Source organism: Mesorhizobium sp. BH1-1-5 (genome assembly GCF_020165615.1).
Lineage (GTDB): Bacteria > Pseudomonadota > Alphaproteobacteria > Rhizobiales > Rhizobiaceae > Mesorhizobium.
Genome location: NZ_JAIUIM010000004.1, coordinates 288,566 through 311,656 on the forward strand (window position 1 = coordinate 288,566; position 23,091 = coordinate 311,656).

A 23,091-nucleotide genomic window follows, 5' to 3' on the forward strand; every position below is an offset into this window, starting at 1 on the left:
GGTGGGCAGATTCAAACCCGAGTGCCAGGTCGGGTTGTGGCGCCGATCCGCCGGAAAATGAAGCTTTCATTTCCCTCCGATGCTGCCTCTTCCTGCGCGGCGTCGGTGAGTATCGCCATGTACTTGTGGATCGGCGATTTGACGCAGGCCGGATCCGTTGCCGCGGCGTCGCCGGCAATCGCCATCGCCTGACACCTGCAGCCGCCCCAATCGACCTCGCGGCGCTCGCAGCTTCGGCACGGCTCCTGCATCCAGTCGGTGCCGCGGAAGGCGTTGAATGCCGGTGAATCGGTCCAGATTTCGGCGAGCCTGCGTTCGCCGAAGCGCTCGAAGCGGAGCGAGGGAATCGTCTGGGCGGCATGGCACGGCAACACGATGCCGTCGGGCGCCACCATGAACGCGTCGCGCGCCCAGCCGCCCATGCATGGCTTGGGGTAGATGGCAAAATAATCCGGCGTGACGAAATCGATGGTCATGATGCCGGCAAGCCTTTCGCGCGCCGCCGCGACGATGTCCGCCTGCCGGTTGACCGCGGCGAGGTCGGGCATCAGCCTGTCGCGGTTGGCCAGCGCCCAACCGGCATATTGGACGTTGGCGATCTCGAGCCTCTCCGCATCTAATGACAGGGCCAGGTCGATGAATTCCGGCACTTCCTCGATGTTGTGCCGGTGGACCGGCGCGTTGATGGTGAGTGGCAGTCCGGCCGCGCGGGCGCGGTGTGCCGTCTCCAGCTTCTTCTCGTGGCTTCCCTGGTGGTTGCCGATACGGTCGGTGGTCGCCGGGCGGGCGCCCTGGAAGCTCAGTTGCAAATGGTCGAGACCGGCTTCGGCAAAGGCCTCGATGCGGCCCTCGGCAATGCCGACGCCGGCGGTGATAAGGTTGGTGTAGACGCCGCGCGCTGAGAGCCCGGCGATCAATTGCTCGAGGTCGCGGCGCAGGGTCGGCTCGCCGCCGGAAAGATGCACCTGCAGCACGCCGAGATCGGCAGCCTGCGAGAAGAGATCGAGCCAGGTCTGCGTGTCGAGCTCGCGGTTGGCTTTCAGCAGTTCGAGCGGATTGGAGCAATAGGGGCACTGCAGCGGGCAACGATGCGTCAGTTCCGCCAGCATGCCGATCGGAGGCAGAATGGGCTCGCTCATAGCTTCACCAAAAGCTTGTCCGACCATTCCTGCAGGAAGGCGATGACGTCGGCCGCCACGTCCTCCGGGTCCGCGTCATAGTCGGCCGCAAGACCGGCGATGATGCGGTCGACGGTGGACTGGCCGTCGCAGCGGCGCAGTATGTCGAGGCTTATCTCGTTCGGCCAGAACACTTTCTCCGGCGAAAGCACGGCGAAGGCCTGCCGCACGGGGTCGTGCTGGATGCGCACATGCCCGGGCAGCGATGGCGCCGACCGCAACGACACGATGGCTCTTTTGCGTAATGCTGTCATGAGGCCGCCTCCGGGCGGAAGGCGCCGGGCGGTATGTTTCCCGGCGCGCCATAGGCATGCTGGAGCGCATCGAGCATGGCCCATAGTATATCGCATTTGAACACCAGCGCATCGATCGCCTGCTGCTGGCGTTCGGGCGTGTCGGCGTGGGCCAGCACATAGGCGAGGGCGAAGTCGGCGTCGCGCGATGCCTGTTCGGGCCGCCTGCTGAAATAGGCCAGAGTGTCCTCGGTGACGTAATCGTATTTCGCCAGCATCGCCGGCACCCGCTCGCCGATGATGCGCGGCGAGAACATCTCGGTCAGCGACGACGCGATCGCCTCGAGCAACGTCCGGTTGGTGCAGAACGACAGGTAGGCGCCGACGGCGAAGCGGGTTGCCGGCAGCGCCAGCCTTTCGCTTTTGACCGCTTCGGCATCGAGCCCGAGCGAGGTTGCCAGATGCAGCCAGCGCGCGATGCCGCCGCTCCAGCCGTCCTCGCCGTCATGGTCCTCGATGCGCTTGCGCCAGGCGGCGCGAAACGCCGGATCCTCGGCACGCGCCAGGATCATGGCGTCCTTGCGCGGGATGACGGCCTGGTAGCAATAGCGGTTCAGCGCCCAGGCCTGCATTTCGGCCTTCGACAGGGCGCCGCCGGTCATTCTGTGATGGAAAGGATGGCGGTTGTGATAGCGCTCGTCGCCGACCTGCCGCAGCACGGCCTCGAGCTCGCTCTTCGACAGGCCGCCTCGCGCCGCGTTGTGGAAATCGCTCAAAATTCCATCTCCATGCCATCGCTGGCGACTTCCCAGCCAGCCGCCCTGACCGCCGCGTGTTCGGCGGAATTCTCGTCCAGAACAGGATTGGTGTTGTTGATATGGATGAAGATACGCCGAGCGATCTTCACATCGGCGAGGCCGGCAATCGAACCCGCCTCTCCGGACATTGCGATGTGCCCCATGCGCGCGCCGGTTTTCTGGCCGACGCGGGCCGTGATCATCTCGTCGTCCGTGTAGACGGTGCCGTCGAACAGAAGGCAGGCGGCATCTGCCAGACGCGCGCGCAGCGCGGCATCGATGCGCGCGCAGCCGGGAATGTAGAAAACAGCGGCGCGGCCATCGACACTGCTGATACGGACGCCGATCGTGTCGCCCGTGTCGGAGCTGAAATCGGCGCCGGGATGGTCTCTCTGCTCGAGATAGAGCGCGACCTTGCCGGGCACCGCAAAGCTGCCGACGACCAAGCCGGTCGGGTGGCCGTCCGCGTCGCGGATCGCCATTTCCTCGGTTGGCGCCAGGAGACGCCGCGGCACGATCGCCGGATCGAGAACATTGAAGATCGAATTCGCCTCCAGCGTCGCCAGCACCTGTGCCGTCGCATAGATCGCGAAGGGCTGTCGTTCACGCAGGCTGAGCAAGCCGGCGATATGGTCCACGTCGGCATTGGTCAGCACCACCGCGCGGATAGGCGTCGAGCGCAACGGCGCGTCGGCCGCGGGCTGCAGCTCGGGCGCCTGCGCAATCTGCTGGCGGATATCGGGCGATGCGTTGAAGAGAACCCAGCCCGTCCCGTCCGCCGACGCGGCAATGGATGATTGGGTTCGCGGATGCACGCCGGGCATCCCGGTGCGAGCCGCCCGGCTCAGGCGGTAATTGCAGTTCCATTGCGGAAAGCCGCCTCCCGCCGCCGATCCGATGATCTTCACGCGCATGGCAAATGCCCGCTCCGCGACCCATCTGATGGGCTTCCCGGCGGTAGACAGTTTCGTGGCCGCGTTTCCCGCTGCAAAGCCCTCACATGCGGCGGGGTGCATGCCCCTGCTGCCAGGGACATGCACCCTTGCGGCCTACTTCCTGGGAGGAATTTCAGCAGGCAGATACCGCGAGATTTCGAAGCCCGCAGCGACCTGGCACATGGTCGGTTTCTTCCAGCTCTTCTTCATGGCATTTCTCCTCTTCTGCCAGCCCGAAGGGGCCGGTCATGTCGTTGTCGCCATTGCGGGCGGGTGCAATGGCTCGTCCATCACTTCACAAATGGACAAATGAAACACTGGATTCTCAAACAACTAAAAGAAACTATCCGCATCGACGATCGGTTCCTTTCCTCCATCGCATCTCCTGTCTTCGCGCTTACCCCGGCGTTGCCGTGATCGGGTTGTCGTGCTCGTCGATCAGCGGCACGTTATAGTCGAGCAGCAGCTTGTTGATCTCCGCCTGGTTCTCCCGGATCACCTTGTTGAGCGTACGCTTCCATTCCTGGTCGGATGGACGCACGCCCATGGTGATGCGGTAGGACATGCGCGAACCGGTCTTTTCCTTGACCAGCGGAACGATCGTGACATTCGCGTCGAGCTGCCTGACATAGTAGCCCGCCATCGGCCCCCACAGGATCGCCGCGTCGATCTTGCCGGCGAGCATGTCCTTGATCATGACCTCTCCCATCGACGGGGTGACGCGGGTGTCGACGGACAGCGGGTAGATCTTTGCCGTTCGCAAGAGCTTGTTGGCGGCCATGTTGGCGGTTGGCGGCGTGCGTTCGACGACGCCGATCCTCTTGCCGGTGAGCTTCGGATCCTCGATCGTCTCGACACCCTCGAGGTCATCGCCCTTCGGATGCACAAGCACATAGGAGGAGCGATAGTAGGCGTTGGTGTTCTGCACCAGCTCATCGCCCTGGGCATAGCCCATGATGACGTCGCATCGGTTGGCGGCGAGCGTGTTGCGCACGAAGCCGATGACGGTCGGAAACCATGTATAGGCGACCGACTTCCGCCCCGTCTTCCTGGCGACGAGTTCGGCCAGCTTGTTTTCGAATCCCTGGCCGTTCTGGTCGGTGAAAGGCATGTTCGAAGGATCGGCGCAGACGCGCAGAATGTCGGGGTCGACCAGTTCTCCCGCGGCGCCGAGGCCGGCGCCTTGCGCCCAAGCGGCCGACGGCAGCAAGGCGAGCGCGCCGAGCAGGGGCAGAACGAAACGTGGCTTCGATGCAACCCGGCTGGTCACTTCATCCCCCCATGCAGGATTTTTCGGCATCCTTGGCCGCCTGGGGCTTGTCCTCGTGCTTGGGCGGCCTGCCGCGCGGCGCGGCGCCGTCGGCGCGGGCGCGCAGATAGACGTAGAGGTCATCCAGGTAGCAGTAGACGTTCTTGTTGTCGCCAAAGGCCGGCATGACATTCTCCTTGCCGTTGGCGGTGTTCTTACGGCCCTGTGCAACGATCGAGAGGAAAGTAGGGTAGTCGATCGTTTTAAGGCTGTTCGCCAGGGCCGGGGCATAGGTCGAACCCATCCCGTCCTGCCCGTGGCAGACATGGCAGTCGGAGTGATAGCGGCGGTAGCCGCTGAAGGTGTACCAATCGACGGTTCCGTTCTCGATCTTGTAGGTTGGATTTCCATCCGCGTCCAAATATTTGCCGCCGTCGTCCTTCACCGCCTTGGCTTTGTCGGCGCTGTCCTCGGCCTGCGCCGAAATTGAGCCGGCCAAAGGCAGAAGGGTCAGGGCGAGAACGGAAACTGCGATGCGGATGGACATTCAGACGCTTCCTTATTTTGCCAAAGGACGAAGGGGTGCCGTGCTGCAGATCGAGAGCTCGGCCGTTGCCTGCGGATGATCCGGGCTCTCGATCTTTCAGCCTTCGGTCTTGAGGTGTTCCGGAATATCAATCCGGAAGACCGAAGACGGTGAGCTGGCCGCCGAGCGTCGTGTAGTCGGCGAGTGCAGCGTAGCCACCGACCGCTCCGAGACCGGCCGTTCCAACGACCGCGGCCTGATCGCCTTGCGCGCGGCCCTGATCGACGGCGCCGTGCCAGGCAGCGGCGTTGTCGGGTGACAGCAGTCCGCCGGCGAGGCCGATGCCTGCCCATCCGCCGACACCGGACAGAACGGCGATGTACTGCTTGCCGTCATGCTCGAAGGGCGTGACGTTGCCGATGATGCCGGACGGGGTCTTGAACTTGTAGAGTTCTTTGCCGTGCTCATCGACCGCCTTGATGTAGCCTTCGAGCGTTCCGTAGAAGATGACGTCGCCTGCGGTCGCCAATGCGCCCGACCACACCGAGAACTGCTCGGGCTTCGACCAGACGATCTCACCCTTGGCGGCATCCCAGGCAATGAAGTTGCCCATGTTGCCGTCACCGCCGGGCGCCGGATACATCGACACCGTGGCGCCCACATAAGGCTGGCCGGCCGTATAGCTCACCTTGTAGGGCTCATAGTCCATGCAGACGTGGTTCGTCGGCACGTAGAACAGTCCGGTCTTCGGCGAGTAGGCGGCCGGCTGCTGGTCCTTGGTTCCAAGCGCTGCCGGGCAGATACCCGTCGAGTTGGTGTCTTCGCCGTTCTGCTGCGTCGAATATTTCGCCACGACCTGCGGGCGACCATACTCCTTGCTGTTGGGGTCCATGTTGACTTCGGTGGCCCAGTTCACCGCCGGGTCGTACTTCTTGGCGACGAGAAGTTCGCCGGTGGTGCGATCCATGGTGTAGGCGAAGCCGTTACGGTCGAAATGCACCAGCACGTCGTGCTTCTTGCCTTTGACCTCCATGCCGTCGACGAGGATCATCTCGTTGATGCCGTCATAGTCCCATTCGTCATGCGGGGTCATCTGGTAGACCCATTTGGCTACGCCGGTGTCGGCATCGCGGGCGAAGATGGTCATCGACCAGCGATTGTCGCCGGGGCGCTGGACCGGATTCCAGGTCGAGGGATTGCCGGTGCCGTAGTAGACAAGGTTCAGCTTGGGATCATAGGAATACCATCCCCATGTCGTGCCGCCGCCCGTCTTCCACTGCTCGCCTTCCCAGGTGTTCGTGCCGGAGTCCTTTCCCACCGGCTTGCCGAGCTGCGTGGTCTTGTCGGGATCGAGCAGCGTGTCCGCATCCGGACCTTCCGAATAAGCCTTCCAGGCGAGCTTGCCATCCTTCAGATTATAGGCGGCCAGCCACCCGCGGACGCCGAATTCCGCGCCGGATACGCCGACGAGGACCTTGTCCTTGACGACCACGGGCGCCGACGTGCCGGATTCACCCTTGCCGCCGTCGGTCTGCTCGCCGTTCTTGACCGACCACACGACCTTGCCGGTCTTGGCATCGAGCGCAACGACGGTGGTGTCGGCCTGGTTGAGAATGATCTTGCCGTCACCATAGGCGACGCCACGATTGACCGTGTCGCAGCACATGATCGGAATGACATTGGTGTCCTGCTTGGGCTCGTACTTCCAGAGGATCTTCCCGTCATTGTTGAGATCGAGGGCGAAGACGGTGTTCGGGAACGGCGTGTGAACATACATGACGTTGCCGATGATCAGCGGTCCGCCCTCATGACCGCGCAGAACACCGGTCGAGAAGGTCCACTTGACCTGCAGGTTCTTCACGTTTTCCTTGGTGATCTGCTTCAGCTTGGAGTAACGGGTGTTGGCGTAGTCGCCAGTCTGCATCACCCAATCTTTCGGATTTTCAGCCATCTTCACGAGATCTTCGTTAGCCGACGCTGTATAGAGCGCGCCTAACGACAGTAGGGCAGTGGTTGTTGCGATGTAGGTAGCTTGCGTAAGTGCGCGCATCAAATTCCTCCCATGTTGACAACAAGAAATCGGTATTCAGGCCCGCAAGAGCCTGTCCAGGCGATTCGTATTGGGAAGTATTTCCGGCAGCTGTCACGACCTAGACTGCAAATAGCAGAGGACCTTTTCTGTCCTTTACCAAACCAGCCCAGCCTACACCCGCCCGATGTGGCCTACGAAAGACTGCCGCCGCTCCCTTGTTACAGCGATGTCCTTGAAGCCGGAAACAGGATTAGGCTATGTCATCGCAAAATGTCAGGCAAGGAAAAACCCTTGCCGAAATTGTGCGATGCAGCATATATTTGATGCGCTGCAATACAAAATTGAGTTACAAAGGATTATCCAAACTTCACGATGATATGCAGTGTAAAATCGGGAGATTGCATATATAAAACCATATAATATCGCGTTAAAAAGCGTGTGTACTTTGGCGTTTATTTATATATATTCCTTTTTTCTTGCTGTATAGGATACTTATGGTTTTCCGTATTGATCCGGCTATGAAACAGTACTCATGAAGATGGGTTCTGTGGCGGGCCGTAAAGTTGCCTTGGAGCGCTGCTGCCGGGGGGCAAGGCATTCCTCCTTTGGTCCTATACCGGGGCGGTGGGAACTTGACCGGGCGCGCGCCATGTCGCCAACTGGACACGATGGTGCTGCCTCGCCGCAGCGCGGGCGGGCAATAGGAGGAATTTCTCATGGTCAGATATGTTGGATTTTCGATCCTGACGCTCGTCTTTTCGTCGGCAACGGTCTTCGCAAACCCGGCCGGCGCTGCGGGAGACTATCCGACAACGACGATTGTCGACTATGTGCTCGGCTGCATGCGGACGAACGGCCAGACACGCCAGGCGCTGGAGAGCTGTTCATGCTCGATCGATGTCATCGCCTCGATCCTCCCTTACGATCATTATGAGAGGGCCGAGACCTTCAAGAGCATGTCCCTGACGACAGGCGAGAATGCAGGTCTGTTTCGCGAAAGCGCGCCGGCGAAAGCCGCGCGAACGGAGCTGAAGCAGGCGCAGGCCGAAGCCGACGTGCGTTGCTTCTGAAGCAGGAAGTCGGCAGCGGTTTTCCGTTCGCAACTGCATAGAGCAGTGTGATCAGCTCACGCCCGGAAATTTCTGATGGAACGATCGCAAAAGGTCGTTCGTCGCCTCGGGGCCGCGGTGTTGCCTGGGCAGCCCTATGTCGAAAACGCCGAGCACATGCGAGGGCCGCGGCGAAAGCACGATGATGCGATCCGCCAGCGCCAGGGCCTCTGCCAGGTTGTGCGTCACCATCAAGGCGGTCGTAGGCCTGGCCGACCAGACGTCGAGAAGCAGGCGCCGGAGCTGCCCGGCGGTCCGCCCGTCGAGCGAGACGAAGGGCTCGTCGAGGAACAGCACCGCCGGTTCGGTTGCGAAGGCCCGCGCAAGTGCCGCTCTTCGTGCAAGGCCGAGCGACAGCTCGGCCGGATAAAGCGAGCGCATGCCGGCGAGACCCAGCGTGTCGAACAGCGCGTCGAGATTTTTCACCCGCAGCTCTTTCGGCAGCGCCAGCCTGACATTCTGTTCCACCGTGCGCCAGGGCAGCAAGGTCGGTTCCTGGAACACGGCGGCTATGCGGTTCGAGCCGCCTTCGGGAAGCTGGAAAGAACCGGAGAACTGCCTGTCGAGCCCAAGCAGTATGCGCAGCGTCGTGGTCTTGCCGCAGCCCGATGGTCCGAGCAGGCAGGCGAATTCGCCGTTTGGGACCTCGAAGGAAAGGTTCTTGAGCGCCGTGACCGAGACGCCCTGCGCGGACCTGAAGGTCTTCTCGGCGATGTCGACCCTAAGCGGGGCGGCGGCGCCAACGGGTTGCATGTCGTTCAACGGGCTGCACCAGAAGAAGTTCGATCACGAGCATCACCGCCACGAATGCCAGCGTGTAGGCAAGAATGGCGGCAACGTCGAAAAGCTGGAAATAGAGGTGGATCTGGAAGCCCACGCCATTGGAGCGGCCGAGCAGTTCGACCACCAGAACGATCTTCCAGATGAGAGCAATGCCGGAGCGCGAGGCCGCGGCCAGATAGGGCTGCAGTTGCGGCAGCAGGATATGGCGAACGCGATCGAGGGGACCGAAGCGGTAGACTGCCGCCATCTCGGCGTAACTAGGGTCCAGCGCCCTGGCGCCCTCACGCATGGTCACCACGACATTCGGGATCTTGTTCACGGCCACCGCGCCTATCGCCGCCGCCTCGTTGAGGCCGAACCAGATGTAGGCCAGCACGATGATCACCAGCGCGGGAATGTTGAGGAACAGGATGACCCAGGGGTTGAAGAACCGGTCCGCGCGGCGGTAGCTGCCGAGGAGGATGCCGATCACCGACCCGACAATCATCGCGACGAGGTACGCGGCGGCGACCCGGCCGAGCGTTGCGCCGAGGTGGTAGAAAAGGTCGCCGCTCGCCGCCTCTCGCAGCAATACCTGCCAGACCTGTCCCGGTCCCGGAAAGGCAGGGCTCGGCCAGGCATTCGCCGCCAGGCTCCACAGCAGGCCTAGCCCGAGCAGAGAGATTGTCACCGTCAGCGCGGGCATCAGCGTCGCCGCAGGAGCGGAACGCCCGGAGATGCCGGCCGCTTCGCCGAGCGTGCGATCGCCACCCTCTCTTGCGGTCATTGCGGCGGCTCCTGCCAGAATGTGCCAGGCGCCATCTCCGGCGCGCTGCCGACCAGCTTTTCGCCGCCGATTCCGGCCAACACCCGATAGAGCTTGCCGGCATCGGCCGCCTCCTCGGAGACCGGCCGCCTGGGGATGCCCTCGCGGTAGCGGTCGCGCAGCTTTGCCAGCTCCTTGCCGTCCGCGCGGATGATCGGCGCGAGGCGCAGCCACTCTTCGTCGGACGTTGCCAGCAGATCCTTGGCCTGCGCGGAAGCCTCGAGGAAGCCGCGGGCGGCTTGCGGGTTATCGTTTGCCCATTTGTCGTGGAAGACATAGCCAAGCGTCGATACCGGACCTGAGGCTCCGAGCGCCATCTGCGCGTCGCCGGCGCCGATCAGCCGACGGAAGCCGTCGGCTTCGAGCCGGGCGCAGAAATGCCAGAAATTGAGCACCGCATCGAGCTCGCCTTGAATGGCCTTTTGCGAAATCAGCGGCGGCGCGCCAAAGACGACATCGCTCACCGCCGGCAGGTCGAGGCCGTGATCGCGCCTGGCCAGCGCCTGTATCAGCAGCCAGCTCTTGTCGAGCGCTCCGCCGGCGACGCCGATCTTCTTTCCCTTGAGGTCGGCGATGGTGCGGATCGGCGATGCGTCCTTCACCATGATCGCCCCGACGGCCGTCGAATAGGGGGCCAAAGTGACATCGCCGCCTTGCGAGCGCTGACGCGAGACCCACAGCCAATCGGTTACGATCATGTCGATCGCGCCTGCCAGCATCGCCACATTGGTCGCATCCTCCCCGGCTAAATAGATGACGTCCAGATCGATCCCGTTGGCGGCGTCGAACTTGTGTTGCTTCAGCGTATCAAGCTCCCAGCTCACCGTGCCGAACTTCAGCACGCCGATGCGAACCGTGGGCGCGACGGCAGCGGCAGTGGGGTGCGGGCCGAGCACCGCCGCCGTTCCAAGGGCCGCCAAACGAAGCGTTTCCCGCCGCGAAATCATGATGCGTCCTCCCGGGACTGCAACAAGTTTGGGGCGCCGGTCAGATTGCCCGGTCATTGGTCGGGAAAGCGCATTTCCAACGCCTGACCTTCAGGGCCGGGTGTTCCTGCGACCATTTCGCGATCTCGCTGGGCGCCAGCATCATGCATTGGAACAGGGAGCCACGGCTTTCAAAATAGAGATGCTCGTCCCGGCAATCGCCGGGATTGGCGCTCAGGCAAACCGTCAAGATGAGGTCGACCATATTCATTCAGCACCTCTTGCGCGCGAAGACGCCCGCTCTGGCTAAATGCCGCCGCCCCCATAGCCTGGGCAAATCTCAGCCTGGATGAAACCAGCCTGACCGATGTCCCGAGGTGCCCTTGGGATTCCAGAACGAGCTGAAGCTACGCGCTCGCCCCAGGACCGTCAACAAAGGCGAAAGTACAGGATGGGCTCTCTCCAGTGCCGGAGTCTGGACCTTCGTATGATTGACTTCCGACATCCTCCAGCTAGCTTTTTACAGGCGCCGGGGATCTGACGATTGATGAGGAATTGCCATGCGCGCTATCGCATTTTTTGCCGTCACATTCCTGGTTACTTTCATCACGGACCAATCCTACGCGCAGGATGCGGCGGCGGGTGAGAAGGTCTTCACCAAATGCAAGGTCTGCCACGTCGCGGACAAGGATCAGAACAAGGTCGGTCCGTCGTTGAACGGCGTCATCGGCCGCACGGCCGGCACGCATCCGGGGTTCAGCTACTCCCAGGCCATGGTCGCGGCTGGAAAGTCCGGCGTCAAATGGGACGAGCCGACGCTGACGACCTATCTCCATGATCCAAAGGCCATGGTGAAAGGCACGAAGATGGCGTTTGTCGGCCTCAAGGACGACAAGGACGTGGCCAACGTCATCGCCTATCTCAAGCAGTTCTCAAAGTAGGGCAATTCTCGAAGTGGCGGCTTCGGGCCGGTTCAGTGTTTGATAGACTGAACCGCTCTAACTCTTTGTTTTCACGCAATTCCGAAGGGAAGGCTACGGCGAAGTCGTCGAGCCCGACCGCTGCGCGCTTTCCTCGAATTGCTCCAGCGCGCCGTTCGATCATTTGGTCGACGCGACGCGCTTCAGGCGGCGTCGCGCGGCCTCCGCATGGCGGAAGGCAGATCGAGCAGGCTGTCGCACACGAGGTCCGCGCCCAGCTCTTCGACGGGGACATGGGTGTAGCCGCCGCGCAGCAGAACGACCGGCGTGCCGGCCGCTCGCGCGGCGCCGACATCGCTGACGCTGTCTCCAACCATCAGCGCCTCGTACGGTTCGACCCCAAGCTGGTCGAGCGCCAGAAGCAGGGCGTCGGGCGCCGGTTTCAGGTTCGTCACGGCGTCTCCGCCGACGATCGCGCCGAGATATTCCGTCAGGTGGAAGTGCAGCAGGATTTCGCGGGTCGCCAATTGCGGCTTGTTGGTGACGACGCCCATGGCCGTTCCGGTCAGGTGGAAGTGCGTCAGCGCCTCCCTGACGCCAGGCATCAGCCTCGTCCGGCCGGTCAGATGCCTGCGGTAGATCGGCGCCATGTCGCGGTTGGCTTCCTCGAGGGCGCTGCCGGAAAGCGGCGACCCCGACGCTGCGAAAGCCCGCTCGACCAATTTCATCACGCCGCCGCCGATCATCGCCTTGACCTGATCCACGCTGAGCGGCGGCAGATCGCGGCCGGCCAGCAGCTCGTTCACGGCCGCTGCGATGTCGGGCGCCGAATCGATCAGCGTGCCGTCGAGATCGAACAGGATCGCCCTTGGCGACCGAAACCGTTTGCTTGCGCCGACGTTCATACGGCCTCCTTCCATTTGATCGAGCAGCCGATCGAAGCGATCTGGTGGAGCGGTCCGTTGCCGGTTCGGGCAACCTGCTTCATCGCCTCGAACAGATCGCGTCTTAGCCCAGGCGGTCCGGCGTCCCGTCGCGATGCATCCAGCCGCCCGCGATATTGCAGCGTCAGTTCTCCGTTGAAGCCGAAGAAATCCGGGGTGCACACGGCGCCATAGGCGCGCGCCATCTGCTGCGCCTCGTCATGGAGGTACAGGAAGGTGAAGGCGTTCGCCCTGGCGAAGAGCTTCATGTTGTCGAAGCCGTCGTCCGGATAGGCGTCGACATCGTTGGCGTTGATCGCGACAAAGCCGATCCCCTCGGCCTTGAGGTCGTCGGCATCGCGCACGATGCGGGAAATCACCGCCTTCACATAGGGGCAGTGATTGCAGATGAAGGCGACGACCAGCCCGTTGCGACCGGCCTGGCCGAAGATCGAATGCGATTTGCCGTCGATGCCAGGCAAGACGGCATCGACGCCTTGCCAGCCGAAATCGCAGACGGGTGGGATTGCCGCCATGTCGTCCTCCGATCAGGCCGTCACGCGGCCCGCCGGACCGCTCCATCGGCCGCCTGTCTGATCGCGCCGATATTGGCGCGATAAGCAGCCTCGGCGCCACCCTTGAAAACGGCGGATCCCGCGACGAGCACATTGGCGCCGGCCGCGGTGACAACGGGAGCGGTCTCAGGCGTGACGCCGCCGTCGATCTCGATGTCGATCGGACGCTGGCCGACGAGCGCCTTGACACGCCTGACCTTGTCGATGACCGCCGAAATGAAGGCCTGGCCGCCGAAACCCGGATTGACCGTCATCAAAAGCACCAGGTCGAGCCGGTCGAGAACATATTCGATGACGCCTTCCGGCGTCGACGGATTGAGCGACACACCGGCTTTCTTGCCGAGGTTCCTGATCGCCTGCAGCGAACGGTCGAGATGCGGTCCGGCCTCGGCATGCACCGTGATGATGTCGCAACCGGCGTCGGCGAAGGCGGCGAGATAGGGATCGGCCGGCGCGATCATCAGATGACAGTCGAAGATCTTGTCCGTTCGGTTGCGGATCGCCTTGATCACCGGCGGGCCGAAGGTGATGTTGGGCACGAAGTGTCCGTCCATCACGTCGAGATGGATCCAGTCGGCGCCCGCGCGCGCGACCGCTTCGACCTCGTCGCCGAGCCGTGAGAAATCCGACGACAGAACGGAAGGGGAGATGATGGTCTTTGCGGTCATTTGCCTTCTCCTTTCCCAGGGGGCAGCGCGAAGACCCGGCTGGCGGTGATGTCCTCGCCGGAGATCGTCGACAGCGCCTTTGCGTCGAGCGGTCCCTTGGCGCTCTCGAACAGGCGGTTGGCCTGCCGCAGCCGTGTCCGGTCGAGCGCGTTGCGGATCGAGCGGGCGTTGGCGAAATGCGGCTGCGCGCGGCGGCGCGCGATGTAGTCGGCCATTGCGGCGGTTGCCTTGGCGTCGAACAGGTAGTTTTGCTTTTCGAGCATTTGTTCCGCGATCCTGAGAAGCTCGTCGTCGGAATAATCGGGAAAGTCGATGTGGTGGGCGACGCGCGAACGGAATCCCGGATTGCTTTCGAAGAAGCGATCCATGCGCCGCGCGTAGCCGGCCAGGATCACCACGAGATCGTCGCGCTGGTTCTCCATCACCTGCAGCAGGATCTCGATCGCCTCCTGGCCGTAATCGCGCTCGTTCTCGGGGCGATAGAGATAATAGGCCTCGTCGATGAACAGCACGCCGCCCATCGCCTTCTTCAGTATCTCCTTGGTCTTGGGCGCGGTGTGGCCGATATACTGGCCGACCAGGTCGTCGCGGGTGACCGAAACCAGATGGCCCTTGCGGATATAGCCCAGGCGATGCAGCAGGTCGGCCATGCGCAACGCGACGGTCGTCTTGCCGGTGCCCGGATTGCCGGTGAAGCTCATATGCAGCGTCGGCGTCTCGTGCGCGAGGCCCATGCGGCGGCGGGCCCGCTCGACCAGCAGGAGCGCCGCCGTCTCGCGGATGCGCCGCTTGACGGGGGCGAGTCCGATCAGATCGCGGTCGAGTTCGGCCAGGACGTCCTTGACGCCGGACGTCTCGAATTCCTCGCGCAGATCGATCGCCGCCGGGGCGGCGGCTTGTGGCAGTTCCGTTTCGGCAAAGGCTGGCGCCGGCATGGCATTTCCTCCTATCGCGATGATCAGCCGTACCTCGCGCCGGCCGGCCTGTCGGCGGCGTAGGGCCTTGTGGTGTAGCGGATCATGCGGCCCGCTGCCTCCTGCCGGTCGAGCCGATAGCCGGGTTCCTCGTCCGGGCGGTTCACGATGAAGGAGAGCTTCACCGATTCCCAGCCGGGCGAGGAATCGAAGGCGACGACACGGATATAGCGATCGCCATAGAGCTTGCGGCATGCGTTCAGCTCCATCATCAGCGCCGCCGCGTCGGGATTGTCGAACATCGGGTGGCCCCACATGTCCCAATAAGTGTTGCGCGGGTGCGGGTCGTCGGTGAACTCCAGGCTGACGGCCCATTTGTTGTCGATGCAATATTGCACCTGCGCGCGGATCTGGTCGTCGGTCAGGTCGGGCAGGAAGGAAAAGGCCCCTTGGGTAATGCGCATTGTCCGTCTCCCTATTCGGCCGCCGTTGCCACCGGGACGAAGTCCGGCGTGTCGGTCGAGGCGTAGTTGAATGTCACGTCCTTCCAGACGTCGAGCGCCTGTCGCAGCGGCAGGCATGAGCGGGCGGCACGCTCGAGGATCTCAGGCCCCTCTCGCAGGTAGTCGCGGCCCTCGTTGCGGGCGAGGATCATCGCTTCGAGAGCCACCCTGTTGGCGGTAGCGCCGGCCGTGATCCCCATCGGATGGCCGATGGTGCCGCCGCCGAACTGCAGCACGACATCCTCGCCGAGCAGGTCGATGAGCTGATGCATCTGGCCGGCATGGATGCCGCCCGACGCCACCGGCATGAGCTTGTTGAGCGAGGCCCAGTGCTGGTCGAAGAAGATGCCGTTCTCCAGCCGCATCGGGTTATAATCCTCGCGGCAGATGTCGTAATAACCCTTGGTCGTCGCCGGGTCGCCTTCCAGCTTGCCGACCACGGTGCCGGCATGGATGTGGTCGACGCCGGCAAGCCGCATCCATTTGGCGATGACGCGGAACGACACGCCATGGCTCTTCTGCCGCGTGTAGGTCGAGTGTCCGGCGCGATGCAGGTGCAGGATCATGTCGTTCCTGCGCGCCCACTTGGCCATCGACTGGATCGCCGTGTAGCCGATCACGAGGTCGATCATGACGATGTTGGAGCCGAGTTCCCTGGCGAAGTCGGCCCGCTCGTACATGTCCTCCATGGTGCCTGCGGTAACGTTGAGATAGGTCCCCTTGATCTCGCCCGTCTCGGCCTGCGCCTTGTTGACGGCCTCCATGCAGTAGAGGAAACGCTCGCGCCAATGCATGAAGGGCTGCGAGTTGATGTTCTCGTCGTCCTTGGTGAAATCGAGCCCGCCTTTCAGCGCCTCGTAGACGACACGGCCGTAGTTGCGGCCCGAAAGGCCGAGTTTCGGCTTGACGGTGGCGCCGAGCAGCGGGCGGCCGAACTTGTCGAGGCGCTCGCGCTCGACGACGATGCCGGTCGCCGGACCCTGGAAGGTCTTCACATAGGCGACGGGAAAGCGCATGTCCTCCAGCCGCAATGCCTTCAACGGCTTGAAGCCGAAGACGTTGCCGATGATCGATGCCGAAAGATTGGCGATCGAGCCCGGCTCGAACAAGTCGAGGTCGTAGGCGATATAGGCGAAGTACTGTCCGGGCGCATTCGGCACGGGGTCGACCCGATAAGCCTTGGCGCGGTATTTTTCGCTCGCCGTCAGCCGGTCCGTCCAGACCACGGTCCAGGTCGCGGTCGAGGATTCGCCGGCGACTGCCGCGGCGGCCTCGATCGGGTCGACCCCGTCCTGCGGGGTGATCCTGAACACCGAGATTATGTCGGTGTCCTTCGGCTCGTAGTCGGGCTCCCAATAGCCCATCTTCTTGTATTCCATCACACCGGATCTGTAGCGGTCCTTGCCGGTGACGGTCTCGGATTTGTTGGGCATGAGGTTGGTCCTTTCCTTCTCTGGCGGACCGCCGCTCAGGCGGCTTTCGCGGTTGCGATCTGCGGGTCGAGCTTTCCCGCGGCGTAGCGTTTCGCCATCTCGTCCATGGCGATGACCTTGATCTTCGAGGCGTTGCCCGCGGTGCCGAAGCGTTCGAAGCGATCGCGGCAGAGGTCGCGCAGGGCGTCCATGGCGGGCTTCAGGAATTTTCGCGGATCGAATTCGCGCGGATCCTGTGTCGCGACGCGGCGGAATTGCCCGGCCATGGCCATGCGGCAATCGGTGTCGATGTTGACCTTGCGCACGCCGTGACGGATGCCGCGTTCGATCTCCTCGACCGGCACGCCGAAGGTCTGGGGCATCTCGCCGCCATATTTGTTGATGATGTCCTGCAGGTCCTGCGGCACGGAGGAGGAACCGTGCATGACCAGATGCGTGTTCGGCAGCTTCTCGTGAATCGCCTCGATCACCTGCATGGCCAGGATGTCGCCATCGGGCTTGCGGGTGAACTTGTAGGCGCCGTGGGAGGTGCCGCAGGCGATCGCCAGCGCGTCGACCCTGGTGGCCGTCACGAAGTCGACCGCCTGATCGGGGTCGGTCAACAGCTGTTCATGGGAGAGGGCGCCTTCGGCGCCGTGACCGTCCTCCCCTTCGCCCTGGCCGGTTTCCAGCGAGCCGAGCACGCCGAGCTCGCCCTCGACGGAAGCGCCGACCCAATGCGCCATGCGCGCGACGCGCTCAGTGATGGCGACGTTGTAGTCGTAGCTCGCCGGGGTCTTGGCGTCCGCCAGCAACGATCCGTCCATCATCACCGAGGTGAAGCCGTGGCGGATCGCCGAAAGGCAGGTGGCTTCGTTGTTGCCGTGATCCTGGTGGATGCACAATGGAATGCTTGGATGGATCTCGGTCAACGCCTCGATCATTCTGGCCAGCATGACGTCGTTGGCATAGGAGCGGGCGCCGCGCGAGGCCTGGATGATCACCGGCGCATCGCAAGCGCTTGCCGCCTCCATGATGGCGAGGCCCTGTTCCATGTTGTTGATGTTGAATGCCGGCACGCCGTAGCCGTGCTCGGCGGCATGGTCGAGAAGCTGGCGAAGGGTGATGCGGGCCATTGTCGGTCCTCCTAGATGATGAGCTTCAGGGCCGCCGCGACGACGGCTTCGGGTGTGATGCCGAAATGCCGGTACAGGTCCGGTGCGGGCGCGCTGGCGCCGAAGCCGGTCATGCCGACAAAAGCGCCGGCGTCGCCGATCCAGCGATCCCAGCCGAGACGGGCGGCTGCCTCGACGGCAATGCGCGGCGCGGAACCGAGGACGGACTTGCGGTAGTCGGCTTCCTGTTCCTCGAACAATTCCCAGCACGGCATCGAGATGACCGCCGCGGCAAGGCCGTGCTGGGTATCCAGCCGCTCCGCGGCAGTGACGGCGATCTCGACTTCCGAGCCGGTGGCGATCAGCGTCACGGCGCGGTGCCTGGATGGCTCGCGCAACACGTAAGCGCCGCGGCCGGACCGGTTCTCGTGGCTGTACGCCTGGCGCAGCATCGGCAGGTTCTGGCGCGAGAGCACGAGCACGCTCGGCCGCGTCCCGCTCTTCAGCGCCAGCTCCCAGCACTCGGCCGTTTCGATGATGTCGGCCGGACGGAAGACGTTGAGGTTCGGTGTCGCCCGCAGCATCGCCAGGTGCTCGATCGGCTGATGGGTCGGGCCGTCCTCGCCGAGGCCGATGGAATCATGCGTCATCACATAGACGACGCGCTGGTTCATGAGCGCCGAGAGCCGCATCGCGCCGCGAGCATAGTCGGCGAAGCACAGGAAGGTGCCGCCGTAAGGGACGAACCCGCCATGCAGCGCGATGCCGTTCATGGCCGCGGCCATGCCGTGCTCGCGGATGCCGTAATGAATATAGCGGCCCGCGTAATCGCCAGGCGCTATGCGATCCATGCCTTTGGTGATCGTCAGGTTCGAGTGCGTGAGATCGGCGGAGCCGCCGACCGTCAGCTCGGTTGCGTCGTTGATCGCGGCGAGCGCCATTTCGGAGGCCTTGCGCGTTGCGACCTTGGAAGCCTTCTCGACATGCTCCTTGCGAAAGGCGTCCAGTGCTTCGAAGACCGCACCGGGCAGCTTGCCGGAAAGCGCGCGCTCGAAGTCCTGACGCCGTGGCGAGGCGGCAAGCCGCCGTTCCCAGGCGCGCCGCGCCGCTTGCCCGCGCTCGGCGACCTCGCGCCATGCGGACAGGATATCGTCCGGCACCTCGAACGGCGCGTGGGCCCAACCGATGTTTTCGCGCGTCGCGGCGATCTCCGCATCGCCCAGCGGCGCGCCGTGCGTCTTTTCCGAACCGCCGAGATTGGGTGCGCCCTTGCCGATCACCGTGCGGCAGGCGATCAGCGACGGCCGATCCGACCGCCGCGCGGCCTCGATCGCCGCGGCGACGGCTTCCATGTCGTGGCCGTCCACGGACTGCACATGCCACCCGGCGGCTTTGAACCGGGCCGGCTGGTCCATCGATGTCGACAGCGAGGTGGGTCCGTCGATGGAGATCGCGTTGTCGTCCCAAAGCACGATCAAGCGGGAGAGCCTCAGGTGACCGGCGAGGTCGATCGCCTCGTGGCTAATGCCTTCCTGCAGGCAGCCGTCGCCGGCGATGACGTAGGTGTCGTGGTCGACGAGATCGGCGCCGTAGCGGGCGGCAAGCATGCGTTCCGCCAGCGCCATGCCGACAGCGGTCGAGATGCCTTGTCCGAGCGGACCGGTGGTCGTCTCGATGCCGAGCGCGTGGCCATGCTCCGGATGTCCGGCGGTACGGCTGCCCAGCTGACGGAACCGCTGCAACTCCTCGATCGGCATGTCCTGGTAGCCGAGCAGGTAATGCAGCGCATATTGCAGCATCGAGCCGTGCCCGGCCGAAAGCACGAAGCGGTCGCGGTCGGGCCAGTCCGGCGCCGCTGGGTCGATGGCGATGAAGCGGCTGAACAATACCGTCGCGACATCGGCCATGCCCATCGGCATGCCCGGGTGTCCGGAGCTTGCCTTCTGCACGCTGTCCATGGCCAGCGCGCGGATGGCGTTCGCCATATCGCGCTCGGACACGGCTGCGGCGGACTTCAATGCTGCCAGGCTGGTCATGGCATCCTCCTCACGACACACGTTTCTTGCGTTCGATCAATTGCAGGATGAGCGGCGTCAGGATCAGCTGCATGGCAAGGTCGAGCTTGTTGCCTGGCACCACTATGGAATTTGGCCGCGACATGAAGGAGTCGTGGATCATTGAAAGCAGGTAGGGGAAGTCGATGCCACGAGGATTGGCGAAGCGGATGACCAGCATCGATTCGTCGGGGGTCGGGATCCAGCGCGCGATGAACGGGTTGGACGTGTCGACGATCGGCACGCGCTGGAAATTGATCGCGGTCTGCGAGAATTGCGGGACGATGTAGCGGACATAGTCCGGCATGCGGCGCAGGATCACGTCCATCACCGCCTCGGTGGAATAGCCGCGCGTAGCGCGGTCGCGATGGATCTTCTGGATCCACTCGAGATTTATGACCGGCACCACGCCGATCTTGAGGTCCGCGTGCCTGGCCAGGTTGATCTTGTCGGTGACGACGCAGCCATGCAGGCCTTCGTAGAAGAGCAGGTCGCTCGGCGCGAATTCGCGCCATTCGGTGAAATTGCCGGGCGGCGTGGCGTACTGCTTCTCCTCGTCCTCGTCATGGACGTAGGTGCGGGTCCTTCCGCTCCCGCGGCGGCCATATTCCTCGAAAACCCCCTCGAGGATCTCCAGTTCGTTGGCCTCGGCATGGAAATGGGTGAAGTTCGGGTTGCCTGCCTTTTCCTGCGCGGCGACCTCCGCCTTCATCGCAGCGCGATCGTAGCGATGAAAGGCATCGCCTTCGATGAAGGCAGCCTCGATGTTCTCGCGCCGGAAGATCATCTCGAAGATGCGCTTGACCGAGGTCGTGCCCGCGCCCGACGATCCGGTGATGGTGATGATGGGGTGCTTCGCCGACATGGTTTCCGCTCAGGCCCTGAACAGTCCGCGGCGGCTGAACAGCGGCGCACGCTCGCCGATGGCGCTGGGTTCGGTGTGGTAGCGGGCGATCCGCGCGACTTCCCGCGCGGACCCGAAAACCACGGGCACGCGCTGATGCAGGCTCTCGGGTTCGATTTCCAGGATGCGGGTGATCGCGTCGGTCGCGGCACCGGCCGCCTGTTCGATCAGATAGGCAATCGGATTGGCCTCATAGACCAGCCGAAGCCGGCCCTGGCTGTAACCCCGGCGTTGGTCGCCGGGGTACAGGAACACGCCGCCGCGCATCAATATGCGGTAGCATTCGGCGACAAGCGAGGCGATCCAGCGCATGTTGAAATCCTTCTCCCTTGGACCTTCGGTGCCTTCCAGGCAGTCGTCGACATAGAGGCGCACGGCCTCGTCCCAGTGGCGGTAGTTGGCGGCGTTGATGGCGAACTCCTGGGTCCGCTCCGGGATGATCCGGCTTTCGTAGGCCTGGACGAAGGTGCCAAGCCGGGTTGAATGCACGAAGACGTGCGTGCCGCTGCCGAGCGACAGAACGAGCGCCAGCTGGGGCCCGTAGATGAAGAAGCCGGCGCCCAGCATGCTGACGCCCGCCTGCAAAAAAGAGGCGGCCGGATCGACATCCGGCGCGCCAGTTGCAGGGAGGAGCGAGAAAATCGTTCCGACCGACACGTTGGTGTCGATGTTGGAAGAGCCGTCCAACGGGTCGATGGCGACGGCGAGGGGGGCTTGCCTGTCGAGCAGTACCGGCTGCTCCAGCTCCTCGGAGGCATAGAGCGCGACCGGGGCGCGACGCATGGCGTCGAGGAAGATGTCGTCGGCGAAGACGTCGAGATCCTTCTGGACATCGCCATCGGCATTGGCGCCGCGGGTCCCGGCAAAAGCGACGCCGAGCGCCCCCTGGTTGATGGCATTGCGGACCTTGGTGGCGGCTTGCGTGAACTGCCGGATGGTCGCAACGACCGCGGATCGGCGTTCGTCCGGCTGGTCGCCGAGATAGGAGTTCAGAAAAGCGTCGAGCGTTGCCGCTGGCATCGTAACCTCCCGGTCCGGCCATATCCCTCGAGGCCGGATGGAGAGATGAAACCAAACGATCTACGCTAAGTAAAATTCAATAACTTTACCTCGGCACTAAAATTAATTTAGTATAGCCCATGAGAAACCTCACGCTCAAGCAATTGAAGACCGTCCAGGCCATCGTCAGTCACGGAAAAATCGTGAGCGCGGCCAAGGTGTTAGGCCTTTCTCCTCCAGCGGTTACGATCCAGTTGCGACAGGTGGAGGACGAGTTCCAACTGGCCTTGTTCGACCGGACGTCGGACGGCATGCGTCCCACCGCCGCAGGGCTGGCCTTCGTCGAGGCAGCGCAGGCCATCGACGAGCGGCTGCGCATGCTCGAAGACGAGATGGACGCCATCAAAGGCGTGCGCACCGGCAGCCTGAGGCTCGGCGTCGTTTCCACCGCCAAATATTTCGCGCCGCGGCTGATGGCCGGCTTCATGAAGGAGCATCCCGATATCGACATGCGGCTTGCCATCGGCAATCGCGCCGAAACGATCGACAGATTGAAGAACCACGATATCGACATCGCGCTGATGGGCCGTCCGCCCAAGGAAGTTTCGGTGCGTGCTTCCGTCTTCGGCGACCATCCGCTGGTCATCATCGCGCCGCCCGAGCACAAGCTGGTTTCGGCACGCGACATTTCCAAGGAAAGGATCGCCGAGGAGCATTTCCTTATCCGCGAGCCAGGTTCGGGCACGCGCATCTCGCTGGAGATATTCCTGAGCGACGTGCCCGGCCGGATCGACGATCTCGGCGTCGAGATGGGGTCGAACGAGACGATCAAGCAGGCGGTGATGGCAGGTCTCGGCATCGCCTTCATCTCCGCCCACACCATCGCCGCAGAGACGGAAGCCGGCCGGCTCGTCATTCTCGACGTGGCCGGCATGCCGATCCGCCGGCAATGGTTTTCGGTGATGCGCACCGATCACGTGATCTCGCCGGCGATGGCGACCTTCAACGATTTCCTGATGCGCAAGGGCGCGACCTACCTGCCCCTGTTCGGCAAATTGTATCCGCACGCCGAAGTAGATGAAGCAGCGCCGGCACGGCAAGCGAGAACGCCTGCAAGGTCCAAGTGAAACGCCTGACATACCGGCCGTCGAGATCGTGCGAAAGGTTCGGAAAGGGCGTGAGCAATGGGTCACCGCCATGGTGATCGGCCAGCCCGCATGTTATATTGCTTATTGCTAATGGAATGGTAGGGCAGCAGGGCAGCCAAACCCTGCAGACAATCGCTATGCGTCCCGGCGTGGGGTTCGGGATTTCGAAGGGGAAGGGGCAATGCTTTATACAATCGTGATGATGGTCTGCATGACGGGCGTACCGCAGAATTGCGAGCAACGCGAGGAAATGGCGGACGGTCTGGCCATGAATCCCGGAGTGGCCTTCATGCAGGCACAGCCGCTGGTCGCGCATTGGCTGGACACACATCCTGGCTACTTCGTGCAGCGCTGGCGCGTGCTGCCCGGCCGGAGCAGTTGAC

At 63.3% G+C, this 23,091-nt stretch carries 26 protein-coding genes; 5 read left to right on the forward strand and 21 right to left on the reverse strand.

The genetic code is table 11. The features are described from left to right. Positions 1-11: 11 nt before the first annotated feature. The 4 genes from pqqE to pqqB are packed head-to-tail and all read right to left on the reverse strand — an operon-like array spanning position 12 to position 3,122. Positions 12-1,139, reverse strand: coding sequence for a pyrroloquinoline quinone biosynthesis protein PqqE (pqqE, locus tag LB572_RS07685; RefSeq protein WP_412033542.1), 1,128 nt, complete (start codon positions 1,137-1,139; stop codon positions 12-14). Next, complete coding sequence (gene pqqD / locus LB572_RS07690) at positions 1,136-1,432, reverse strand: pyrroloquinoline quinone biosynthesis peptide chaperone PqqD (protein WP_224667296.1); 297 nt, start codon at positions 1,430-1,432, stop codon at positions 1,136-1,138. The genes pqqE and pqqD overlap by 4 nt, the downstream gene beginning before the upstream one ends. Next, a complete protein-coding gene (pqqC, locus tag LB572_RS07695; RefSeq protein WP_224667297.1) occupies positions 1,429-2,187 on the reverse strand; it encodes a pyrroloquinoline-quinone synthase PqqC in 759 nt (252 codons plus the stop codon). The genes pqqD and pqqC overlap by 4 nt, the downstream gene beginning before the upstream one ends. Further along, entirely contained in the window at positions 2,184-3,122 is a 939-nt protein-coding gene (pqqB, locus tag LB572_RS07700) for a pyrroloquinoline quinone biosynthesis protein PqqB (protein ID WP_224667298.1), read from the reverse strand. Before pqqB ends, pqqC begins: the two co-directional genes overlap by 4 nt. Here pqqB and LB572_RS07705 point away from each other — a divergent pair. Next, a complete protein-coding gene (locus LB572_RS07705) occupies positions 3,106-3,456 on the forward strand; it encodes a hypothetical protein (protein ID WP_224667299.1) in 351 nt (116 codons plus the stop codon). The genes pqqB and LB572_RS07705 overlap by 17 nt on opposite strands. An 84-nt stretch (positions 3,457-3,540) precedes the next feature. Here the strand turns inward: LB572_RS07705 and LB572_RS07710 are convergent, their stop codons facing one another. From LB572_RS07710 to LB572_RS07720, 3 genes are all read right to left on the reverse strand, one after another. After that, a complete protein-coding gene (locus LB572_RS07710; protein ID WP_224667300.1) occupies positions 3,541-4,443 on the reverse strand; it encodes a substrate-binding domain-containing protein in 903 nt (300 codons plus the stop codon). Next, positions 4,415-4,939 (reverse strand): c-type cytochrome, methanol metabolism-related, encoded by a 525-nt coding sequence (locus LB572_RS07715; RefSeq protein WP_140804861.1) that lies wholly within the window; start codon positions 4,937-4,939, stop codon positions 4,415-4,417. Before LB572_RS07715 ends, LB572_RS07710 begins: the two co-directional genes overlap by 29 nt. Positions 4,940-5,066: 127 nt before the next feature. Continuing rightward, positions 5,067-6,869: a methanol/ethanol family PQQ-dependent dehydrogenase gene (locus LB572_RS07720; RefSeq protein WP_246684746.1), complete on the reverse strand. Its 1,803-nt coding sequence runs from the start codon at positions 6,867-6,869 to the stop codon at positions 5,067-5,069. Positions 6,870-7,666: 797 nt separating this feature from the next. Here LB572_RS07720 and LB572_RS07725 point away from each other — a divergent pair. Beyond that, on the forward strand, positions 7,667-8,020 hold the full coding sequence (locus LB572_RS07725; RefSeq protein WP_224667301.1) for a hypothetical protein: 354 nt from the start codon (positions 7,667-7,669) through the stop codon (positions 8,018-8,020). A gap of 51 nt (positions 8,021-8,071) precedes the next feature. Here the strand turns inward: LB572_RS07725 and LB572_RS07730 are convergent, their stop codons facing one another. The 4 genes from LB572_RS07730 to LB572_RS07745 are packed head-to-tail and all read right to left on the reverse strand — an operon-like array spanning position 8,072 to position 10,844. Then, the gene (locus LB572_RS07730; protein ID WP_140804911.1) at positions 8,072-8,812 is read right to left on the reverse strand and encodes an ABC transporter ATP-binding protein; all 741 of its coding nucleotides are present in this window, start codon (positions 8,810-8,812) and stop codon (positions 8,072-8,074) included. Further along, the gene (locus tag LB572_RS07735; RefSeq protein WP_412033543.1) at positions 8,781-9,608 is read right to left on the reverse strand and encodes an ABC transporter permease; all 828 of its coding nucleotides are present in this window, start codon (positions 9,606-9,608) and stop codon (positions 8,781-8,783) included. Before LB572_RS07735 ends, LB572_RS07730 begins: the two co-directional genes overlap by 32 nt. Further along, positions 9,605-10,597 (reverse strand): ABC transporter substrate-binding protein, encoded by a 993-nt coding sequence (locus LB572_RS07740; RefSeq protein WP_224667342.1) that lies wholly within the window; start codon positions 10,595-10,597, stop codon positions 9,605-9,607. The genes LB572_RS07735 and LB572_RS07740 overlap by 4 nt, the downstream gene beginning before the upstream one ends. Before the next feature lie 37 nt (positions 10,598-10,634). Beyond that, positions 10,635-10,844, reverse strand: a complete 210-nt coding sequence (locus LB572_RS07745; protein ID WP_140804853.1) for a hypothetical protein — start codon at positions 10,842-10,844, stop codon at positions 10,635-10,637. 289 nt (positions 10,845-11,133) lie between these two features. On the opposite strand from LB572_RS07745, the gene LB572_RS07750 reads away from it, so the two are divergent. Continuing rightward, positions 11,134-11,514 (forward strand): c-type cytochrome, encoded by a 381-nt coding sequence (locus tag LB572_RS07750; protein WP_140804851.1) that lies wholly within the window; start codon positions 11,134-11,136, stop codon positions 11,512-11,514. A gap of 182 nt (positions 11,515-11,696) precedes the next feature. Here LB572_RS07750 and gph read toward each other — a convergent pair whose 3' ends face one another. The 10 genes from gph to LB572_RS07800 are packed head-to-tail and all read right to left on the reverse strand — an operon-like array spanning position 11,697 to position 21,581. Beyond that, complete coding sequence (gph, locus tag LB572_RS07755) at positions 11,697-12,398, reverse strand: phosphoglycolate phosphatase (protein WP_140804849.1); 702 nt, start codon at positions 12,396-12,398, stop codon at positions 11,697-11,699. Continuing rightward, complete coding sequence (locus LB572_RS07760; RefSeq protein ID WP_140804846.1) at positions 12,395-12,952, reverse strand: thioredoxin family protein; 558 nt, start codon at positions 12,950-12,952, stop codon at positions 12,395-12,397. The genes gph and LB572_RS07760 overlap by 4 nt, the downstream gene beginning before the upstream one ends. A 20-nt stretch (positions 12,953-12,972) precedes the next feature. Then, entirely contained in the window at positions 12,973-13,659 is a 687-nt protein-coding gene (gene rpe / locus LB572_RS07765) for a ribulose-phosphate 3-epimerase (protein ID WP_224667302.1), read from the reverse strand. Further along, positions 13,656-14,594, reverse strand: coding sequence for a CbbX protein (gene cbbX, locus LB572_RS07770; RefSeq protein ID WP_224667303.1), 939 nt, complete (start codon positions 14,592-14,594; stop codon positions 13,656-13,658). Before cbbX ends, rpe begins: the two co-directional genes overlap by 4 nt. Before the next feature lie 23 nt (positions 14,595-14,617). Further along, complete coding sequence (locus LB572_RS07775; RefSeq protein ID WP_140804841.1) at positions 14,618-15,037, reverse strand: ribulose bisphosphate carboxylase small subunit; 420 nt, start codon at positions 15,035-15,037, stop codon at positions 14,618-14,620. Positions 15,038-15,048: 11 nt separating this feature from the next. After that, positions 15,049-16,509, reverse strand: coding sequence for a form I ribulose bisphosphate carboxylase large subunit (locus LB572_RS07780; RefSeq protein ID WP_140804839.1), 1,461 nt, complete (start codon positions 16,507-16,509; stop codon positions 15,049-15,051). Between the two features lie 35 nt (positions 16,510-16,544). After that, a complete protein-coding gene (gene fba, locus LB572_RS07785) occupies positions 16,545-17,624 on the reverse strand; it encodes a class II fructose-bisphosphate aldolase (RefSeq protein WP_224667304.1) in 1,080 nt (359 codons plus the stop codon). An 11-nt stretch (positions 17,625-17,635) separates the two neighbouring features. Further along, on the reverse strand, positions 17,636-19,639 hold the full coding sequence (tkt, locus tag LB572_RS07790; RefSeq protein ID WP_224667305.1) for a transketolase: 2,004 nt from the start codon (positions 19,637-19,639) through the stop codon (positions 17,636-17,638). 10 nt (positions 19,640-19,649) lie between these two features. Next, positions 19,650-20,522 (reverse strand): phosphoribulokinase, encoded by an 873-nt coding sequence (locus LB572_RS07795; protein WP_224667306.1) that lies wholly within the window; start codon positions 20,520-20,522, stop codon positions 19,650-19,652. Between the two features lie 9 nt (positions 20,523-20,531). Then, positions 20,532-21,581, reverse strand: coding sequence for a class 1 fructose-bisphosphatase (locus LB572_RS07800; protein ID WP_224667307.1), 1,050 nt, complete (start codon positions 21,579-21,581; stop codon positions 20,532-20,534). Between the two features lie 119 nt (positions 21,582-21,700). Here LB572_RS07800 and LB572_RS07805 point away from each other — a divergent pair, with 119 nt between their 5' ends. Together LB572_RS07805 and LB572_RS07810 are read left to right on the forward strand one after the other, a co-directional pair. Next, on the forward strand, positions 21,701-22,687 hold the full coding sequence (locus LB572_RS07805) for a LysR family transcriptional regulator (RefSeq protein WP_140804827.1): 987 nt from the start codon (positions 21,701-21,703) through the stop codon (positions 22,685-22,687). A 202-nt stretch (positions 22,688-22,889) separates the two neighbouring features. Next, positions 22,890-23,090: a hypothetical protein gene (locus tag LB572_RS07810; RefSeq protein ID WP_140804825.1), complete on the forward strand. Its 201-nt coding sequence runs from the start codon at positions 22,890-22,892 to the stop codon at positions 23,088-23,090. Position 23,091 lies beyond the last annotated feature (1 nt).

What these genes read in the sequence shown, in the direction of transcription:
- LB572_RS07725 (WP_224667301.1), top strand. Translation starts at nt 7,667, where the DNA reads ATGGTCAGATATGTTGGATTTTCGATCCTGACGCTCGTCTTTTCGTCG.
- LB572_RS07710 (WP_224667300.1), bottom strand. Translation starts at nt 4,443, where the DNA reads ATGCCGAAAAATCCTGCATGGGGGGATGAAGTGACCAGCCGGGTTGCA.
- LB572_RS07730 (WP_140804911.1), bottom strand. Translation starts at nt 8,812, where the DNA reads ATGCAACCCGTTGGCGCCGCCGCCCCGCTTAGGGTCGACATCGCCGAG.
- LB572_RS07745 (WP_140804853.1), bottom strand. Translation starts at nt 10,844, where the DNA reads ATGAATATGGTCGACCTCATCTTGACGGTTTGCCTGAGCGCCAATCCC.
- LB572_RS07805 (WP_140804827.1), top strand. Translation starts at nt 21,701, where the DNA reads ATGAGAAACCTCACGCTCAAGCAATTGAAGACCGTCCAGGCCATCGTC.
- cbbX (WP_224667303.1), bottom strand. Translation starts at nt 14,594, where the DNA reads ATGCCGGCGCCAGCCTTTGCCGAAACGGAACTGCCACAAGCCGCCGCC.
- LB572_RS07705 (WP_224667299.1), top strand. Translation starts at nt 3,106, where the DNA reads ATGATCTTCACGCGCATGGCAAATGCCCGCTCCGCGACCCATCTGATG.
- LB572_RS07735 (WP_412033543.1), bottom strand. Translation starts at nt 9,608, where the DNA reads ATGACCGCAAGAGAGGGTGGCGATCGCACGCTCGGCGAAGCGGCCGGC.
- pqqB (WP_224667298.1), bottom strand. Translation starts at nt 3,122, where the DNA reads ATGCGCGTGAAGATCATCGGATCGGCGGCGGGAGGCGGCTTTCCGCAA.
- LB572_RS07800 (WP_224667307.1), bottom strand. Translation starts at nt 21,581, where the DNA reads ATGCCAGCGGCAACGCTCGACGCTTTTCTGAACTCCTATCTCGGCGAC.
- LB572_RS07750 (WP_140804851.1), top strand. Translation starts at nt 11,134, where the DNA reads ATGCGCGCTATCGCATTTTTTGCCGTCACATTCCTGGTTACTTTCATC.
- fba (WP_224667304.1), bottom strand. Translation starts at nt 17,624, where the DNA reads ATGGCCCGCATCACCCTTCGCCAGCTTCTCGACCATGCCGCCGAGCAC.
- rpe (WP_224667302.1), bottom strand. Translation starts at nt 13,659, where the DNA reads ATGACCGCAAAGACCATCATCTCCCCTTCCGTTCTGTCGTCGGATTTC.
- LB572_RS07715 (WP_140804861.1), bottom strand. Translation starts at nt 4,939, where the DNA reads ATGTCCATCCGCATCGCAGTTTCCGTTCTCGCCCTGACCCTTCTGCCT.
- LB572_RS07720 (WP_246684746.1), bottom strand. Translation starts at nt 6,869, where the DNA reads ATGGCTGAAAATCCGAAAGATTGGGTGATGCAGACTGGCGACTACGCC.
- pqqE (WP_412033542.1), bottom strand. Translation starts at nt 1,139, where the DNA reads ATGAGCGAGCCCATTCTGCCTCCGATCGGCATGCTGGCGGAACTGACG.
- LB572_RS07760 (WP_140804846.1), bottom strand. Translation starts at nt 12,952, where the DNA reads ATGGCGGCAATCCCACCCGTCTGCGATTTCGGCTGGCAAGGCGTCGAT.
- gph (WP_140804849.1), bottom strand. Translation starts at nt 12,398, where the DNA reads ATGAACGTCGGCGCAAGCAAACGGTTTCGGTCGCCAAGGGCGATCCTG.
- LB572_RS07795 (WP_224667306.1), bottom strand. Translation starts at nt 20,522, where the DNA reads ATGTCGGCGAAGCACCCCATCATCACCATCACCGGATCGTCGGGCGCG.
- LB572_RS07775 (WP_140804841.1), bottom strand. Translation starts at nt 15,037, where the DNA reads ATGCGCATTACCCAAGGGGCCTTTTCCTTCCTGCCCGACCTGACCGAC.
- LB572_RS07780 (WP_140804839.1), bottom strand. Translation starts at nt 16,509, where the DNA reads ATGCCCAACAAATCCGAGACCGTCACCGGCAAGGACCGCTACAGATCC.
- tkt (WP_224667305.1), bottom strand. Translation starts at nt 19,639, where the DNA reads ATGACCAGCCTGGCAGCATTGAAGTCCGCCGCAGCCGTGTCCGAGCGC.
- LB572_RS07810 (WP_140804825.1), top strand. Translation starts at nt 22,890, where the DNA reads ATGCTTTATACAATCGTGATGATGGTCTGCATGACGGGCGTACCGCAG.
- pqqD (WP_224667296.1), bottom strand. Translation starts at nt 1,432, where the DNA reads ATGACAGCATTACGCAAAAGAGCCATCGTGTCGTTGCGGTCGGCGCCA.